The organism is Lysinibacillus sp. C5.1 (assembly GCF_016350185.1).
Taxonomy (GTDB): Bacteria; Bacillota; Bacilli; order Bacillales_A; family Planococcaceae; genus Lysinibacillus; species Lysinibacillus sphaericus.
This window is the reverse complement of sequence record NZ_CP066226.1, coordinates 1604479-1621006: the sequence shown is the minus strand read 5'-3', so window position 1 is coordinate 1621006 and position 16528 is coordinate 1604479. Positions and strand designations below refer to the sequence as shown.

Sequence of the window (16528 nt, the reverse complement as noted above, 5' to 3'; positions counted from 1 at the left end):
AAAAATCATCGAACCGTCAAGAAGTATTACAACGGCCCTGAAATTCCTTGACGACGAATCATGATAAAGTGTGCTGCAAGTAACCCAAACAATACTGCAGGCAAGAAGAATACATGAATCGCAAAGAATCGTGTTAACGTTTGAGCACCAAGAATAGTACTGTCACCCGCTAATAATACTTTAATCATCGAACCGATAAACGGTACAGATGCTGCAATTTCGATACCTACTTTAGTAGCGAATAATGCTTTCATATCCCATGGTAATAGGTATCCTGTAAAACCAAGACCCATCATTACTCCAAAAATACCTACACCAACCATCCAGTTTAACTCACGAGGTTTCTTATAAGACCCTGTGAAGAATACACGAAGCGTATGTAAGAACATCATTACAATTACTAATGAGGCTCCCCAGTGGTGCATACCGCGCACGATTTCACCAAATGCTACTTCGTTTTGTAAATAATAAACTGACTTCCAGGCATTCACGACGTCTGGTACATAGTACATTGTTAAGAACATACCAGAAAGAATTTGAATTACTGTGATGAAAAATGTTAATCCACCAAAGCAGTAAACGAATGCTGAAAAATGGTGTGCAGGGTTCACGTGCTCTGGCACTTCGTGGTCGGCAATATCACGCCAAATTGGTGTAATATCTAATCGTTCATCGACCCAATCATAAATTTTATTTAGCACTGAATTCGTACCCCCTTACAAATTAAACTAGAGTATTTGCTCTTGCTGGACCAATCATTAAATAACCATCTTTTTCTTGTACTTCAAATTCATCCAACGGACCTAGAGGTGGTGTACCTGCAATGTTTGCCCCGTTTTTCTCGTAACGCCCTGCATGACAAGGACAGAAGAATTGATCTGGGTGTGCTTTATCGCCACCCCAGTCCACCATACAACCTAAATGCTTACAAACTGGTGATAGAGCAATTATTTGGTCGCCACTTTTGTAAACCCAAGCTACGTTTGTAACGTTAGATTTGTACCATGCGTCAACTTGTTCAAAAGTAAAGTCAACTTTAATTGGCTGTTCAGTAATGTCGGCGACTTTATGTTCGGTTTTGATAAAATCCCCACCTTCATGCTTTTGTAAGACTGGGTCAATTGCAAAACGAACCATTGGCATCAACATACCTGCCGCCATAAATCCGCCAACACCAGTAAGTGTGTAGCTTAGAAATTGACGACGTGAAACTCGATTGTTACTCATCCTTTTCCCCCCTCTAACTTTAAAGGTCAGTCCAACGGACATACTTTTACAAATAGTAATACTAGGACATATCTATGATATATCAAGTCCATAGCTTGGTCAATATAGCATTCTGTGGAAACCTGGAGAATGTGAACATTTATTGAAACAAATTGCTAAATTTGTGACCATTTAGTCGAAAATACAGGGATTACTTGCCGTAACTGATCTTCGAGAATGGTGTTTTTCACGCCTTTATCCATGGATTCTAACGGAATAGCTGGCAACCAAATTATATTTACTACATCTCCAATATTTGTCCAAAAATGGTCACAAGTAATGAAGAACACATGCTTAAAACCAGCAGTATGTAATTGTGCTTCTAATTGCGCTGGCAATTCTTCGTTTTTCAAGGTCGTACTATATGAAAATGGTGGCATCACTAGTAAACGTCCTTTAAACTGTTGTTCAATAAAAGCCGTTAACGATAATAAGTAATCTGCTTCTGCGCCACTTTGCTTCAACTTTTCAGCAGCAAAATCGATCCCTACGAGTGGTACAATCGCTGTATCGATAAAATCCTTCTGCGCTAAAAAAGATGTTACATCGTTTGCATTAAAATACATCCAACAACCCTCCTTACGATTACAAAATAAAAATGCCCTTTTCCACTCTTTAAATAGGATAACCAATAAAAAGTGAAAACAATCATTCACTAGTCATGTTACCATATAGAGGTGGAGAAAGGGCATTCAATTTTTACCTATTCGGCTTGAGATTATTGTAAATTAGCAGTTTCCTTTAAAACTTGTAACAAATTAGACAATTCATAAAATCGTTCTTCATCGCCCTTATCTAGAGCTTCATCAATTTGCGCAAGTAATTTTTCTTCTTGGAATACGAGTAAACTATTGGAAAGTAACTCTTCAGCCAGTAAACGATCCTTTTCACTAACAATCAATGTTTCTGGCATATAAGGGTTTTCTTCAAGAACTGCTAAGTATTGTGCACTTGGCGGTATATTTGGAAAGTTCAATTGTATATACATATCTTCTTGCTCATGTAAACGTAAGTCATGGAAAGATTTCTCGGCATCGGCTGTCATCACATTGCCTTTATAAAAACGAAATGGTACACCTGTTGAGTCTACTGTAGACATCACCATTGCTCTAGGACAATAGTGTGCTTCTTCTACAAACCGTATTCGTTTTAACAACTCATCATTACTTAATAAGTAATTTAAAATCCATACACACTCACGACGTTTTAATTGGTAATTTTTCAAAAACCAGCGAACAAATGCTTTTTTATCGACAACTGATACAGAAGCAGTCATACCCACTCCCTCCTTTACTCTAATTCTAAGCCTTCTAACATCTCTTGCCATTGTGGTTCACCTGGCTGAAGCTTGATTAAATGACCGATTACCTCTTTAACCTCTGAACGCTTGCCTTCTTCTAATAAGAAATAAACATATTTCTCTAAAAATGCTGCGTCTTCCTTAAAATCAGTATATGCCAAACGGTAAAATTCGTATGCACGGTCGTACAATTCTAAATTTGCATATGCGTCGGCAGCGTAAGGGTATAAAGTGTTCCACTCAAAATCATTTTTTTGCAATGTCTCAAATAATTCAACAACATCTTCAAAACGTTCTTGCTGTGTCAGTATAGAGATAAGTGTTAATACTGCCTCCATATATTCAGGATCTAAGGCAATCGCTTCACGTAAATAACTTTCAGCTTCATTTGGCAATGCATTTTTTAATGCCATTTTACCTGCGAATAAGAATAATGATTTGTCGTACTCATCACGCTTTAAACCTTCTTTAATGGCAGCATATGCTTTTTTATTGTCTTCTGTCATAGCATAACTTTCCGCAAGTAATAAATAAGCAGAGAAATAATCAGGATCCAATTCCTTTAAGTCCTCTAATTGTTTAATCGCCATTTCATATTTTTGTGATTGGAATGCAGCGTATGCTGCGCCAAATAAAATATCTGGCTTCACTTCGTCCTCAAGTGCTGCTAAATAATAGTCTAAAGCTGTTTCATAGGCAGCGCCTGCACGATATACTTCAGCTAATCGTTCAACCAGACTGATACCTGCAAAGTCTTCCTGCTGTTCATGTAATTCTTCATAAAGGCGTGCGGCCTCAAGAAAACGTCCTGTCTCAAATAACAGCTCGGCTTTAGCAAATTGTAGTAGTGGCTCATCAGGTAAGATGGCTAGCGCTTCATTAATGCGCTTTTCTGCTACCTCAAATAACCCTTGCATTTGATAATAATCAGCTAGCACTAGTAATGCTTGCGGATACTCTGGAGCGGTATCTTCGACTGCTAACAACATGTCTAACGCCTCGTCCTCATCACCAAGCTCCATTAAAACATTGGCACGATCAATTTTTAATTGTGCCTCTTCAGGGAATAAAAATTGCAAATGCTCCAGTACACGGTCCGCTTCTTTCATATACCCATATTGCATAAAAACTTCCGCCAGTGCGTAAATTTCCTCAGGTAACTCCTTCATTAAAAAAGATTCGAGTAGCTGGTCTATTAAAGCTAAATCCCCTTGCTCAAGTGCTTGCATCATTTCAGTCATCGCATTATTCACAGTCATTCACCTATTCTTTCTTGTATATCTTTATGCTACAAAATATTTTCTTTCGAAACAAGAAAAAACTCCCCAAAAGTATTGGGGAGTCCAGACTTTAGACAACCCAAAGAATGACGCATTTGTCTACTGTCTTGTTTGATTAAAAATACTTTTACATTATTACTGCCTGTATTAATTGACAACCTACTGTAAAATACTAGAATTACAGCCAACTGCTACATCAACTAAACTATCATGTAAGAAATTTAAACGATAGAGAATTGCAATAGATGAAAGCATACACTTGCAGACTATTTCTTCACAGCTTCAACATGCTCGAAAAACGATGGGTAGGATACAGCGATGCATTCCGCATCATCTAATGTCACTGCACCATTCGTAATTAAAGCTGCCACAGCGCCCATCATACCGATACGGTGGTCTCCGTATGTTTTTAGGCTAGCCCCTTGTAATGGCGTTGGCCCTTCAATCACCATGCCATCCTCAGTTGCTTCAATACGTGCACCAAGTTTTTGTAGTTCATCCACCACAGCCGTAATCCGATCTGTCTCTTTAACCTTAAGCTCCTCAGCGTCTTTAATAATGGTTGTACCATGTGCTTGTGTTGCTAAAAGTGCAAGAATCGGAATTTCATCGATTAGTCGTGGAATTATATCGCCTTCAATAATTGTCCCTTTTAATGTAGACGTTTCAATTGTAATAGTTGCTGTTGGCTCAAATTGATCGTCTTCATTTGGCACTACTGTCATCGACGCCCCCATATTTCGAAGCACTTCAATAACCCCATCACGCGTTGGGTTAATGCCCACATTTTCTAAAACAACTTTACTATTTTGGCAAATAGCACCCGCCACTAAGAAAAATGCTGCGGAAGAAATATCTCCTGGTACCGACACATGTGTTCCTAATAGTGTTTGTCCACCTTCAAATGAGATAACGCCTTCCTCCACAGTTAGTTGTGCCCCAAATTGACGTAACATGCGCTCTGTATGATCGCGAGAAATTTCCGTTTCGCGCACTACTGTTGTGCCTTGCGCACGTAAACCTGCTAGTAAAATAGCAGATTTCACTTGTGCACTCGCAACAGGCATTTGGTAGTCTATCGCTTGTAGCGTTGTACCCTGTATGGCAAGAGGTGTATATTGTCCATCTGCACGTCCCGTAATATGAGCACCCATTTGACGTAGTGGATCGATGACACGTCGCATCGGACGCTTCCCAATTGATGCATCCCCTGTCATTACAGAATGTACGTTAGAGCCTGCTAGAATGCCAAGCATTAAGCGAGTCGTTGTACCGGAGTTCCCTGTATAAAGCACTTCGCTAGGCTCTTGCCATGCTTCCATTCCTGCACTTTCAATTGTTACATTTGTACCGTCCACATCAATTTTGACGCCAAGCTTGCGGAAGCAATCAATTGTGCTTAAACAATCCTCTCCAAGTAGAAAGCCATCCACCGTTGTTTTCCCTGTTGCGATAGCGCCAAACATAACTGAACGATGTGACACTGATTTATCACCTGGGATTGTTAAGTGCCCTTGTAATGATGGTTTATGATACTGTAATACTTTTTCACTCATCGTTATCTCCCGCCTCCATATGAAGATAGAAAGCGCCGATATATCGACGCTTTCTTCATTATTAGTAATCCAACGTCTGTTCTTAACGTGAATGCACTTACCTATGAAATATATGTTTCAAATTTTGCACGCTGTTGAATACATGCAGCTGCACGCTCACGATCACTTTCACTTTGTAAACTAATGACAAGTATACCGAAGACATCTTCGCGAGATTCTACGATACGTAAATTAGTAATACTAATTTTTTCATCTGCAAGTAAACCTGTTACTTCAGAAATTACCCCTGGGTAGTCAGGAACATCGACATACAAATCAAACGACGTGAACATTGCCCCAGCACTAATTGGTAATTCATCACGAAGCTCCTTAGCAATTGCAAAATAGTTTTCAATATCAGCAGAGCTTCCATTTAGTAAAAGCTCCTTCACACGATTCATTTCGGATTGCCATCCCTCAAGCTGGGCTACTAATTCATCACGATTTTGTAGTGTAATATCACGCCATAATATCGGATTAGATGATGCAATACGCGTGACATCACGGAAGCCCCCTGCTGCCAGTGAGCGTGTCATCGGATACTCACCATTTTCTCCGCCTAATTGATGCACAAGAGATGCCGCAATAACATGCGGGAAATGGCTAACTACGGCTGTCATATGATCGTGCTCACGTGCAGATACACTAACAACTTTGGCATGAGTGAATTTCAATAGACTTTCAAGCTGGGCCATATTAATAATTTCTTCACCCGCTAGTGGTGTTAACATATAGTACGCATTTTCAAAAAGATGAGCCTTTGCCGCTAAAACACCACTTTTATGAGACCCTGCCATCGGGTGTCCACCGATAAAGGTAATGCCTAATTCACGTAACTCCCCAGCTTTTTGCATAATCATTTTTTTCGTGCTACCTGTATCTGTTACAATCACTTTATTTTTTAACGGCCATGTTTTTAATTGTTCCATCCACTCAAGTGTAGCGTTAACAGGAGTCCCAAATATAATGATATCAACTTCTGCTGCAACATCTTGTGGATTTGTCACAATGTCATGAACAATATTTAATGTTTTAGCATGTTCACGTGTTGTTTCGTCCATATCATAGCCTATAATTTTTGTGTTAGGTGCTTTTTGTAAAGCAAGAGCAATCGAGCCCCCAATTAAGCCTAAACCAATTACAAGAACTTTGCGTGTCATGCAAAAACTCCTTGTTCTTGTAACACGGCTTCAAGATGCTGTAACAACGCCGCATTTTGCGCTTCAGTACCAATAGTTACACGAATAAAACCAGGGGCACCTAAAGCGTTCCCACTGCGAATAATAAACCCGCGCTTCATAAGTTCCTGAAAAACAACATCACTATTAGCTTTCGTATCAAATAAAATAAAGTTCGTATCAGATGGGTAGTATTTCAAATTATGCTTTTCACAAAAATCAACATATTGCTTTTTACCTAGTTCATTTGCTTTACAGCAATTTTTAATATAGTCTTGATCATTTAATGCAATCGCCGCAACTGCTTGGCTTAAAATCGTATTGTTAAACGGTGCACGCACTGGATCTAGTTTAGCAATGACTTCAGGTTGACCAATTGCGTAGCCTACTCGGAAGGAAGCAAGACCGTATGCTTTTGAGAATGTGCGCATTAATAGTACGTTTGGATACTCGTTAATTAATGGTAGTGTTTCTTTATGACCAGGATGTGTCACATATTCGATATACGCTTCATCTAACACGACCAGTACATCGCTTGGTACTTTCGCTAAAAATGCTCGTAAATCCGTATCTGCAATGACAACACCTGTTGGATTGTTCGGGCTACATACCCACACAATTGAAGTATGCTCGTCAATTGCTGCCGCCATAGCATCCAAGTCATGTGCGCCATCAATACAAGGAATTTTACGAACTTCTGCGCCTTCAATTTCAGCATTATGAGCATATTGTGAGAATGATGGATCTGCCATGATTGTATTCACACCTGGATACAACAGCGCACGAGTAAGAATCGCAATAATATCATCTGAGCCATTGCCAAAAAGAAGCTGTGTTTCCTTGACACCTACATGATTTGCTACAGTTGTACGTAAGTTTTGCGCATAGCCGTCTGGATATAATGCATGGTTTACTGCACTATTGTGTAAATATGCTGTTACCTTAGGGGAGCAACCAAATGGGTTTTCATTTGATGCTAACTTTACGACTTCTTGTAAGCCAAATTCACGTTGTACTTCTTCAATTGGTTTACCTGGCTTATATGCTTGCATCCCGTCCAATTGTTGTTTCCATTTCATCTCAAACATCTCCTCTTATTATTTAGCTTGGGCTAAATCTGGTCTTAATTTGATTGCATCATTTAAATAAATATGCTTTACATCTTTTTGCGCCATTTCGACATTCGCATGAATTAAAACGCGTATGCATAATGGCAAAGCTCCAGGCACGTCCATTTCATGCATACACATGACAGGAACATACTGCCAGCCTTCCATTAACCTAACAGCACGCGCTGGAAACGCTGATGTAATATCCGGCGTTGTCGAAATGACAATAGAGGCAATATCCTCTACCGCAACACCGTTTACTGCTACTACTTCACGTACTAATCTAGCTGTCTCATCCCATACAAGCTCTGGCTTGTCCAATTCAATTGTAATTGCGCCTCTTAAACCACGAATCATCCAAGCACCTCCGCTAATAATTGGCGGAATTCTGCATCTATTTCTTTGCATTCTGCTAACTCAATTGGTCGCACAAAAGGTTTCCCAATTTCTTCTAGCAGGACAAATTGTAATACACCATATTCCGCTTTTTTATCTTTTAATAAATACGTTGTTAACTGTTCAAATGAATAATCATTCACCGCTTCGAAAGGATAGCCGTTTTTTACAGCAAAATGTAAAAATGCTGTTGTAAAGTCACGATCCAGCTTACCATATCGCTCACTCAGTAAAAGACAATACACAAGACCAATCATCACTGCCTCACCATGTGCGACTTTCCCATAACCTGCTGCTGCTTCAATAGCATGGCCATATGTATGACCTAAGTTTAAATATTTGCGCACAGATTGTTCCGTTTCATCTTCAGACACAATTTTCGCCTTTACCTCAATGCCAGCCTTTAGCTGTTGAGCCAATTCCGTTGTACTAAAATGAATGACTGATTCAGCCCCCATTAATTGCTGTAGCCAGGAAGCACTTGAAATCATCGCATGTTTTATGACTTCAGCTGTTCCCGAACGCACCTCACGCTCTGGCAAACTCTCAATAAAGAGCGTATCGTATATTACCCCTTCAGGCTGGTAGAAAGCACCAATCATATTTTTGCCTAGTGGATGATTGATAGCTGTTTTACCTCCCACTGCTGAGTCATGTGCTAAAATCGTCGTTGGGATTTGAATAAACGGTACTCCTCGCATATAGGTAGCTGCAACAAAGCCTGTTAAATCGCCAACTGCTCCGCCACCAAAGGCAAAAATAAATGATTTTCGTGAACATTTTTGTTCAAGTAAGAAAGTTTGTGCTGCATTGTATTGCTCAAAAGTTTTACAAGCTTCACCACCCGGTAGCACAAAGACCTCAAAGTCATATGGGAAATGGCCCTTAAAATATTCCCCTTGGGCAGCCCACACATTGGCATCTGTAAAAACAATGAGTTTATCTGCTTTTTGCAGTTTATCGTCAAATGTTTTGACTGCTTCAGCTAAAAAATTATGCCCAAGCACTACTTCATACTGATGTGATGTTGTCGCTACTGGTACACGCATATATCAAAACTCCTTTGCGTAACGGCGTTGTTCTTCAATTTGAGCTTGTAGTTGTGGCAATTGATCTCCGTGGAATTGCTCCATAATCGCATTTGCTATTTCCCAGGCAATAACATGTTCGGCAACAACAGATGCCGCCGGTACTGCACAGCTATCAGAACGTTCAACACTTGCTTTAAACGGTTCTTTTGTTTCAATATCAACACTTTGCAAAGGTTTATACAGCGTTGGAATAGGCTTCATAACACCGCGAACGACAATTGGCATACCTGTTGACATACCGCCTTCTAAGCCACCAAGTCGATTTGTTGCACGTGTATATCCTTCTTCTTCTGACCAAATAATTTCGTCATGGACTTCTGAACCTTTGCGACGAGCCATTTCAAAGCCAATACCGAATTCAACACCTTTAAAGGCATTAATTGATAACATAGCTGCCGCTAATTTCGCATCAAGCTTGCGATCGTAATGCACATAAGAGCCAATACCAGCTGGCATACCCTCAACAATTACTTCAACAACACCACCGATAGAGTCACCAGCTTTTTTCGCCTCATCGATTGCCTCCACCATTTTTGCAGAAGCAACAGGGTCTACACAGTAACATGGATCTGCTTCAACAATCGTACGAATTTCTGCTACTGATTTCCCTTCAATTACAGAAGTGTCTGCCTTAATACCTACGATTTCTGTAACATGTGACACAATTGATATACCAAGCTCATTTAATAATGCTTTAGCAACAGCACCAACAGCTACGCGGACAGTTGTTTCACGCGCAGAAGAACGCTCTAAAACATTGCGTAAATCGCGATGCCCATATTTCATGCCGCCTACTAAATCTGCATGACCCGGACGCGGACGTGAAATCTGACGTTTTATATCTTCTGGATTAATATCCTCTGCTAATGGTTCGGCCCCCATAATTTTTGTCCAATGCTTCCAGTCATCATTTGTGACAACAAGCGCAACTGGAGAACCAAGCGTTTGTCCGTGGCGCACACCACCTACTATTTCTACTGTATCCGTCTCAATTTGCATACGGCGACCGCGGCCATGTCCTCCTTGACGACGTTTTAAATCATGATTAATTTTCTCTGCTGTAATTGGTAAAAGTGACGGTAAACCCTCAATTATCGTTGTTAATTGCGGTCCGTGTGATTCACCTGCTGTTAAATAACGCATAAACGCTTTCTCCCTTCAACTCGCTAAAGTATGTATTTTTCACTATAACATATATTCTCTAAAAAAACAGTCCTTTTACAAATGTCATACCACCTTGCCATTAATACGTTCAAATGGACAGCACAGTATTATATGCGAATATTCTGAACGATTCATTTAAAAAAAGAAGGTTTTCTAGTAACACATCCAACTATTCTAACGCTACACATTCTACTGGAAATTATCGGCAGCAAAATGGTGAACTTAATAAAAAAAGACGCTTTTTGCTTATGACAAGCGAAAAGCGTACGATCATCTATGTCTAGTGTCTTGGCAATTTTATGTACGTGACAGTCATCTTGTTCACTGTACGAATGCTTTTCATCATATAGTTTGCTATTTTTTTCGATAGAAGAATGTATCCTCTACCTCAAATTCATAACGCGAAGGATTAAATATTTGCTCCGTTGAGCCGACAAATAAAATGCCATCTTGTCGTAATGCTTTACTGAAGTTTGCATAGATTTGATCCTTTGCTTCTTCGGTAAAATAAATCATCACATTGCGGCACACGATTAGATCATAATTGGCATCATAATGATCATTAAGCAAATTATGCTTTTTAAATGTCACACAACGTTTAATTTCATCTTTCACTCGGTAGAAGCTTCCCTCTTGCTCAAAATACTTCGCCTGAATATCTTTTGGAACCTCTGCTAAAGAACGCTCTGGATAGACGCCCAATTTAGCTTTTTGAATAACATTTTCATCTAAATCTGTGGCGATTATTTGAATTTGCGATAACGGTACTAATTGTGATAATACCATTGCTAATGAATAAGGTTCTTCCCCAGTAGAACAGGCAGCACTCCAAATTTTCAAACGCTTATTGGATTGCAATAACTTTGGAAAAATTTTCTTTTGCAATACTTCCCAGCGCTTTCCATTTCGATAAAACTCCGAAACATTAATGGTCATTCGATCTAGAAATTCATTCATTAAATCGCGATCTTGTTCAAGAGCCTTAAAAAAATCAACAAAATTACGATATCCCTTTTTCTCATAGAGTGAAGTTAATCGTCTTTTCATTTGCGCTTCTTTATATAACGCTAAATCAATACCTGTTTTGCGCTTAATACCTTCTACAAATTGTTCATAATCTGACATACGGTCATCTTCCCCTCTAGCGTCGTATTTCCATTATAGCGGAAAAATGCCTTTACTGAAATAGTCTTTCATGTGTATTCAAAGTTACCTCGTTGTATTTTTCTTCTCTTCTAATAGTAGCACTTTCGAATGTTCCAATTCTAGTCGCAGTTTTTCGGTTTCTTTTGTATATGATTCCAATCTTAGCTTCTCTAATTCCACTTCTTGTTCGATTGTCTTTAATTTAAGTTTTTGTCCCTTCGTACGCGCATCAGTAAATATGCCAGCCAAAGCGACCATAATGCCGCCAATAATAGCAACAATAGCGATTTCCATAATTTCTCTTCCTCCTATCTATAAAGATTATCTATAAAGATTATACGATAAAACAAGCAAATAGTTTCCTTTTTTAAGTGTACTCCATCCACTTTCTAATTAATCAACAATGGAAAAACTAGTTCGAGGAAAAACACACGTCTTTTGTTATAGACATCACGCGTTTTCTCTCAACACAGCATCCAATGCAATAAAAGGCATCAAAAGAGAAAAAGTGTTAGATTGACTGCAATCAATCCAACACTTTTTCGCTATGCCGTTGTTGTCCGCTACGGCGGTGCTTTCCGCTCAGCACAGTAAGCCACAACCCTCGCTAACGCTCGGAATGCCAGCGTCTTACATTGTGTGCTGTTCTGAACAGGAGTCACCACCTCCGCTACCAATAACTAGTGAACACTTCTAATTTTTTTATTGCAAGAGCATGAATAGCTAAGTTCTCCATATAGCAAAAAATTATGAACACCTTTCGTCTGTTTCTTAAATTTTTTGAGTTATGTCCCAGCTCCAGTCTATTACCATATTAATATAACTGTTAAATTTTCACACGATAATCTTTTAAATTTTCCCTTAACTTAGCTTTCATAAATTTGCCAACGGATGTTTTCGGCACTTCATCTAAAAAAACAACATCATCGGGAATCCACGTTTTATGGAACTGTGTACGCAAACTATCGAGCAGTTCCTCCTTCGTAATGGAATCTTTATATTCAGGCTTAGGAACGACACATGCCAGCGGACGTTCCAACCATTTCTCATGTGGAATGGCCACCACGGCCGCTTCAAACACTTTCGGATGTGTCATTAAGGCATTTTCAAGCTCCACAGATGAAATCCATTCCCCACCACTCTTAATCAAGTCTTTTGTACGATCTGTAATTTTAATATAGCCATCAGGGGTCATCACCGCAATATCTCCAGTATATAGCCACCCATCTTTAAAAGCTTCTGCCGTGCGCTCATCTTTATAATATTCACTAGCAATCCAAGGGCCTCTTATTGTAATTTCTCCCATCGTCTTGCCGTCCCACGGTACCTCACCATGTTCATTAACGATTCGCATATCAAGAAGTGGCATCGTGATCCCTTGCGTTGTGCGAACGTGCATTTTTTCGTCTGTCGTATAGTGTTCCATATGTGATAAGTAGGTCGATAAGCTAACAAGTGGTGATGTCTCGGTCATACCGTAGCCCGTAAAATACGGAATTTTTTGTTCTTCTTCAAAACCGCGCACAAGACCAATGGGCGATGCAGAGCCACCACAAATAATCGAACGTAACGACGATAAATCACGTGGTTGTTGACGTTGCGCTTGTAACACACCAAGCCAAATCGTTGGAACGCCCGCTGTTAATGTTACTTTGTACTGTTCAATTAAATCCGCTAATAGCTGCGGTGTAAACATCGGTCCAGGTAGTACTTGAGTAGCCCCAAATAACACGCTAGCAAACGGTAAGCCCCAAGCATTGGCATGAAACATTGGGACGACCGGTAACACGACATCACGTTCACATATCGCGATGCTATCAGACAGCCCAGCTGTAATGCTATGAAGAACAATGCTCCGATGTGTATAGACAACACCCTTTGGCATACCTGTTGTTGCACTTGTATAGCACATGCCAGCAGGTGCATTCTCCTCTATATCGTCTGGAAATTCAAAATCACCACTTGCCTCTGCAAGTAGTTCTTCATAAGACAGCGCATTGGGTAATGGCGAGTTTTGCAATTCCACTGCATCCCCCATAACAATAAAATACTTCACTGTTTTAAGCTGGGACACGATTGGTGCAATGACAGGAACTAGATTTTCATCAATAAGTAAAATTTCATCTTCTGCATGATTTATCACATACACGATATGCTCAGGCGCCAAGCGAATATTAATCATATGCAGTACTGCACCAGCACACGGTACGGCAAAATATGCCTCTAAGTGACGATGATGATTCCAAGCAAAAGTACCCACTTTTATACCTCGGTCCATGCCTAGTGTTGTTAAAGCATCCGCTAATTTACGAGTACGAATAGCAAACTCTTTATAAGTAAACTCATGAATCGTTGTAGGGCTTGTACGCGAATAGATTTTCTTCGCATGAAAGAATCGTTCTGCCCGACTTAAAAAACTTGTCAGTAGTAAAGGTGTATCCATCATATGCATAACATCGCTCCCTTTCATTATCCTGACGTTTATCACGCCCTAATTAAACCGAAGCTGACCGCTGCTACAAAACATTCGTTTTTATTGATGACTATTCTTTTACATCATAAGTACTTCAATTTTATTATTTCGGTTGCATGCGTATCGCACCATCAAGGCGAATGACCTCGCCATTAAGCATAACATTATGAATAATACTTTCTACAAGCAATGCATATTCGGATGGTTTGCCAAGACGTTTAGGAAATGGTGTCATAGTTGCTAGTGCTGTACGAGCTGGTTCAGCTAGCGACGCAAACATCGGCGTTTCAATTAGCCCAGGCGCGATTGTCATTACTCGTATTCCTAACGCTGCAAGCTCGCGCGCAATTGGCAATGTCATCGCCGCTACTCCACCCTTTGAGGCACTATAAGCCGCTTGTCCAATTTGACCATCAAATGCAGCCACAGATGCTGTATTAATCATAACGCCTCGCTGCCCATCTTCATCAGGCTTATTATGCTGCATTTGTTCGGCTGCAAGACGAATAACGTTAAATGTCCCAATTAAATTGACAGCTATCACTTTCGAAAATAACTCAAGTGCATGGACACCTCGTTTTGAAATGACTTTACTCGCATCCGCAATCCCTGCACAGTTAACAGCTACATTAATCAGTCCAAATGTTGCTATCGCATGTTCAATGCCCGCTGCCACATCCGCTTCCTGTGTCACATCAACACGAACATAGCGGACACTATCACCTAATTCTTGCACAAGTGTCTGCCCTCTCTCATCATTGACATCAAAAATAACAGCTTTACCACCTTCTCCAACAATTTTCCGGACAGTTGCCTCCCCTAAACCTGATGCACCACCTGTTACAATCGCTACAACTTCATGACATTTCATCCCACACAACCCCTTTACATTTTCTCAATAATTGTGGCATTTGCCATACCCATACCCTCACATATAGCAATGAGACCATAGCGTAAATTTTCACGTTGCATCCGATATACCATTGTCGTTAACAACTTCGTACCCGTTGCTCCTAATGGATGCCCTAAAGCAATAGCACCACCATCTGGATTTAGCTTTGCTGGGTCTGCACCGATATCATGTAACCAAGCAAGTGGCACAGGAGCAAAGGCTTCGTTGACTTCATACGTATCTATCTCTTCAATTGTCAGTCCTGCACGTTTCAAGGCTTGTCTTGTAGCTTCAATTGGACCCGTAAGCATAAGCGTCGGATCAGAGCCTACCACAACGCGTGTAACAATTTTTGCAAGCGGTTGAATGCCAAGCTCTTGTGCTTTTTCTAACGACATCAGCACGACAGCCGATGCCCCATCACTCATTTGGCTTGCATTACCGGCTGTAATAACCCCTTGCTCTTGAAAGACGGTTTTTAAGTTATTTAATCGTTCCATAGTGGTATCTGCTCGAGGCCCTTCATCGACATTAAATATGGTAACCGTTCCGTCTTCTTGTGTGAGATGGACAGGCATGATTTCCTGTTGAAAAAGACCTGCCTCAATGGCTGCTAAAGCTCGCCTATGACTTTCATAAGCAAAATGATTTAAATGGTCTTTTGAAAATTGCCATTTTGCCGCCATTTTCTCAGCTGATAGCCCTTGATGAATAATCGTATAATTTTCTTGTAAGCGTTTGCCTTTATGGGCACTCTGCATATTTGAAAACATTGGCACCCTTGTCATACTTTCTACACCACCAGCAATGACAGTATCCATATCACCTGCTAAGATAGCTTGTGCGCCAAAATGCACAGCTTGCTGGCTAGAACCGCATTGTCGATCAATCGTGACGCCAGGAACTTTCTCTGGGAAGCCTGCCATTAATAACGCTGTGCGGGCAATATTTGCACCTTGCTCACCTGATTGTGTCACACAGCCGAAAATAACATCCTCCACTTGACCCTTGTCAATCCCTGCACGCTTTACTACTTCTTGTAATACATCTGCTGCTAAATCATCTGCACGTACATCCTTTAAAGCGCCTTTACTACGTCCAACTGCGGTACGAACAGCTGCTACTATTACTACTTCTCTCATATCACTACCCCTTTTCTAAAACGTTTCTGTCATTCCCCTTAATGCATTACGTTTAAGTTTATTTGCTTGCTAGAAAATATATACCGCTTTATAAAACTATTTACTAGCAACAAATTATCTGAATATTATAGCATTTATCTAAAAAAAGTTATAGCTTATAAGGATTGCACTCACAGCCAAAACAGATGGAAAGTTTGTAAATTCATATGTCTTTCAATAGCTATTTTGTCACTTATTATGAGCCTTCCATTGTTATGCTTTCTCCAAGTGTGTCAAGAAAGGATTTATTAAACATAAAAAAGAAAAGATGACCATTCTGTAAGATTAAGTACAAGTAATTGTACATAAAGTCTTATTTAATAGTGTTTAGCTTATAATGTTACACTTTTAATAAAAATGCACATTACTAAATGCTTTAATTTAGTGGCGTACTATTTTATTTTGCAATCTTTCTCATTTAGATTTGTTAAAAGACTGCACATTTTACAAATTGCCC

16 protein-coding genes are annotated in these 16528 nt (G+C 39.9%); all 16 read right to left on the bottom strand.

What is annotated here, in order from left to right; genetic code table 11:
* Positions 1 to 26: 26 nt before the first annotated feature.
* Positions 27 to 701, bottom strand: coding sequence for a menaquinol-cytochrome c reductase cytochrome b subunit (qcrB, locus tag I5435_RS07630; RefSeq protein WP_024364262.1), 675 nt, complete (start codon positions 699 to 701; stop codon positions 27 to 29).
* 22 nt (positions 702 to 723) lie between these two features.
* Positions 724 to 1227, bottom strand: a complete 504-nt coding sequence (locus I5435_RS07625; RefSeq protein ID WP_024364263.1) for a QcrA and Rieske domain-containing protein — start codon at positions 1225 to 1227, stop codon at positions 724 to 726.
* A gap of 155 nt (positions 1228 to 1382) precedes the next feature.
* Positions 1383 to 1832, bottom strand: coding sequence for a DUF2487 family protein (locus I5435_RS07620; protein WP_024364264.1), 450 nt, complete (start codon positions 1830 to 1832; stop codon positions 1383 to 1385).
* A 152-nt stretch (positions 1833 to 1984) separates the two neighbouring features.
* Positions 1985 to 2542 carry a ReoY family proteolytic degradation factor gene (locus tag I5435_RS07615; RefSeq protein WP_024364265.1) on the bottom strand — a complete coding sequence of 186 codons (558 nt, stop codon included), beginning with the start codon at positions 2540 to 2542 and terminating at the stop codon, positions 1985 to 1987.
* A 14-nt stretch (positions 2543 to 2556) separates the two neighbouring features.
* Positions 2557 to 3825 carry a tetratricopeptide repeat protein gene (locus I5435_RS07610; protein ID WP_029747404.1) on the bottom strand — a complete coding sequence of 423 codons (1269 nt, stop codon included), beginning with the start codon at positions 3823 to 3825 and terminating at the stop codon, positions 2557 to 2559.
* Between the two features lie 287 nt (positions 3826 to 4112).
* On the bottom strand, positions 4113 to 5402 hold the full coding sequence (gene aroA / locus I5435_RS07605) for a 3-phosphoshikimate 1-carboxyvinyltransferase (protein WP_337983526.1): 1290 nt from the start codon (positions 5400 to 5402) through the stop codon (positions 4113 to 4115).
* A gap of 101 nt (positions 5403 to 5503) precedes the next feature.
* Positions 5504 to 6601 (bottom strand): prephenate dehydrogenase, encoded by a 1098-nt coding sequence (locus I5435_RS07600; RefSeq protein ID WP_025219078.1) that lies wholly within the window; start codon positions 6599 to 6601, stop codon positions 5504 to 5506.
* Positions 6598 to 7698 carry a histidinol-phosphate transaminase gene (hisC, locus tag I5435_RS07595; RefSeq protein ID WP_024364269.1) on the bottom strand — a complete coding sequence of 367 codons (1101 nt, stop codon included), beginning with the start codon at positions 7696 to 7698 and terminating at the stop codon, positions 6598 to 6600. The genes I5435_RS07600 and hisC overlap by 4 nt, the downstream gene beginning before the upstream one ends.
* Positions 7699 to 7716: 18 nt before the next feature.
* Entirely contained in the window at positions 7717 to 8085 is a 369-nt protein-coding gene (aroH, locus tag I5435_RS07590; protein ID WP_024364270.1) for a chorismate mutase, read from the bottom strand.
* On the bottom strand, positions 8082 to 9173 hold the full coding sequence (aroB, locus tag I5435_RS07585; RefSeq protein ID WP_024364271.1) for a 3-dehydroquinate synthase: 1092 nt from the start codon (positions 9171 to 9173) through the stop codon (positions 8082 to 8084). The genes aroH and aroB overlap by 4 nt, the downstream gene beginning before the upstream one ends.
* Before the next feature lie 3 nt (positions 9174 to 9176).
* Complete coding sequence (aroC, locus tag I5435_RS07580) at positions 9177 to 10358, bottom strand: chorismate synthase (protein WP_024364272.1); 1182 nt, start codon at positions 10356 to 10358, stop codon at positions 9177 to 9179.
* A 375-nt stretch (positions 10359 to 10733) separates the two neighbouring features.
* The gene (locus I5435_RS07575; RefSeq protein WP_024364273.1) at positions 10734 to 11504 is read right to left on the bottom strand and encodes a CheR family methyltransferase; all 771 of its coding nucleotides are present in this window, start codon (positions 11502 to 11504) and stop codon (positions 10734 to 10736) included.
* Between the two features lie 84 nt (positions 11505 to 11588).
* Complete coding sequence (locus tag I5435_RS07570) at positions 11589 to 11819, bottom strand: hypothetical protein (RefSeq protein WP_024364274.1); 231 nt, start codon at positions 11817 to 11819, stop codon at positions 11589 to 11591.
* A 532-nt stretch (positions 11820 to 12351) separates the two neighbouring features.
* On the bottom strand, positions 12352 to 13977 hold the full coding sequence (locus I5435_RS07565) for a long-chain fatty acid--CoA ligase (RefSeq protein ID WP_337983525.1): 1626 nt from the start codon (positions 13975 to 13977) through the stop codon (positions 12352 to 12354).
* Between the two features lie 124 nt (positions 13978 to 14101).
* Entirely contained in the window at positions 14102 to 14869 is a 768-nt protein-coding gene (locus tag I5435_RS07560) for a 3-hydroxyacyl-CoA dehydrogenase (protein WP_337983524.1), read from the bottom strand.
* Between the two features lie 14 nt (positions 14870 to 14883).
* A complete protein-coding gene (locus I5435_RS07555) occupies positions 14884 to 16032 on the bottom strand; it encodes a thiolase family protein (protein ID WP_024364277.1) in 1149 nt (382 codons plus the stop codon).
* Positions 16033 to 16528 lie beyond the last annotated feature (496 nt).

Coding starts and splice junctions, on each gene's coding strand:
- I5435_RS07560 (WP_337983524.1), bottom strand. CDS start 14,869: ATGAAATGTCATGAAGTTGTAGCGATTGTAACAGGTGGTGCATCAGGT.
- I5435_RS07610 (WP_029747404.1), bottom strand. CDS start 3,825: ATGACTGTGAATAATGCGATGACTGAAATGATGCAAGCACTTGAGCAA.
- aroH (WP_024364270.1), bottom strand. CDS start 8,085: ATGATTCGTGGTTTAAGAGGCGCAATTACAATTGAATTGGACAAGCCA.
- I5435_RS07565 (WP_337983525.1), bottom strand. CDS start 13,977: ATGCATATGATGGATACACCTTTACTACTGACAAGTTTTTTAAGTCGG.
- I5435_RS07615 (WP_024364265.1), bottom strand. CDS start 2,542: ATGACTGCTTCTGTATCAGTTGTCGATAAAAAAGCATTTGTTCGCTGG.
- hisC (WP_024364269.1), bottom strand. CDS start 7,698: ATGAAATGGAAACAACAATTGGACGGGATGCAAGCATATAAGCCAGGT.
- I5435_RS07570 (WP_024364274.1), bottom strand. CDS start 11,819: ATGGAAATCGCTATTGTTGCTATTATTGGCGGCATTATGGTCGCTTTG.
- I5435_RS07555 (WP_024364277.1), bottom strand. CDS start 16,032: ATGAGAGAAGTAGTAATAGTAGCAGCTGTTCGTACCGCAGTTGGACGT.
- I5435_RS07600 (WP_025219078.1), bottom strand. CDS start 6,601: ATGACACGCAAAGTTCTTGTAATTGGTTTAGGCTTAATTGGGGGCTCG.
- aroC (WP_024364272.1), bottom strand. CDS start 10,358: ATGCGTTATTTAACAGCAGGTGAATCACACGGACCGCAATTAACAACG.
- aroB (WP_024364271.1), bottom strand. CDS start 9,173: ATGCGTGTACCAGTAGCGACAACATCACATCAGTATGAAGTAGTGCTT.
- I5435_RS07625 (WP_024364263.1), bottom strand. CDS start 1,227: ATGAGTAACAATCGAGTTTCACGTCGTCAATTTCTAAGCTACACACTT.
- aroA (WP_337983526.1), bottom strand. CDS start 5,402: ATGAGTGAAAAAGTATTACAGTATCATAAACCATCATTACAAGGGCAC.
- I5435_RS07575 (WP_024364273.1), bottom strand. CDS start 11,504: ATGTCAGATTATGAACAATTTGTAGAAGGTATTAAGCGCAAAACAGGT.
- I5435_RS07620 (WP_024364264.1), bottom strand. CDS start 1,832: ATGTATTTTAATGCAAACGATGTAACATCTTTTTTAGCGCAGAAGGAT.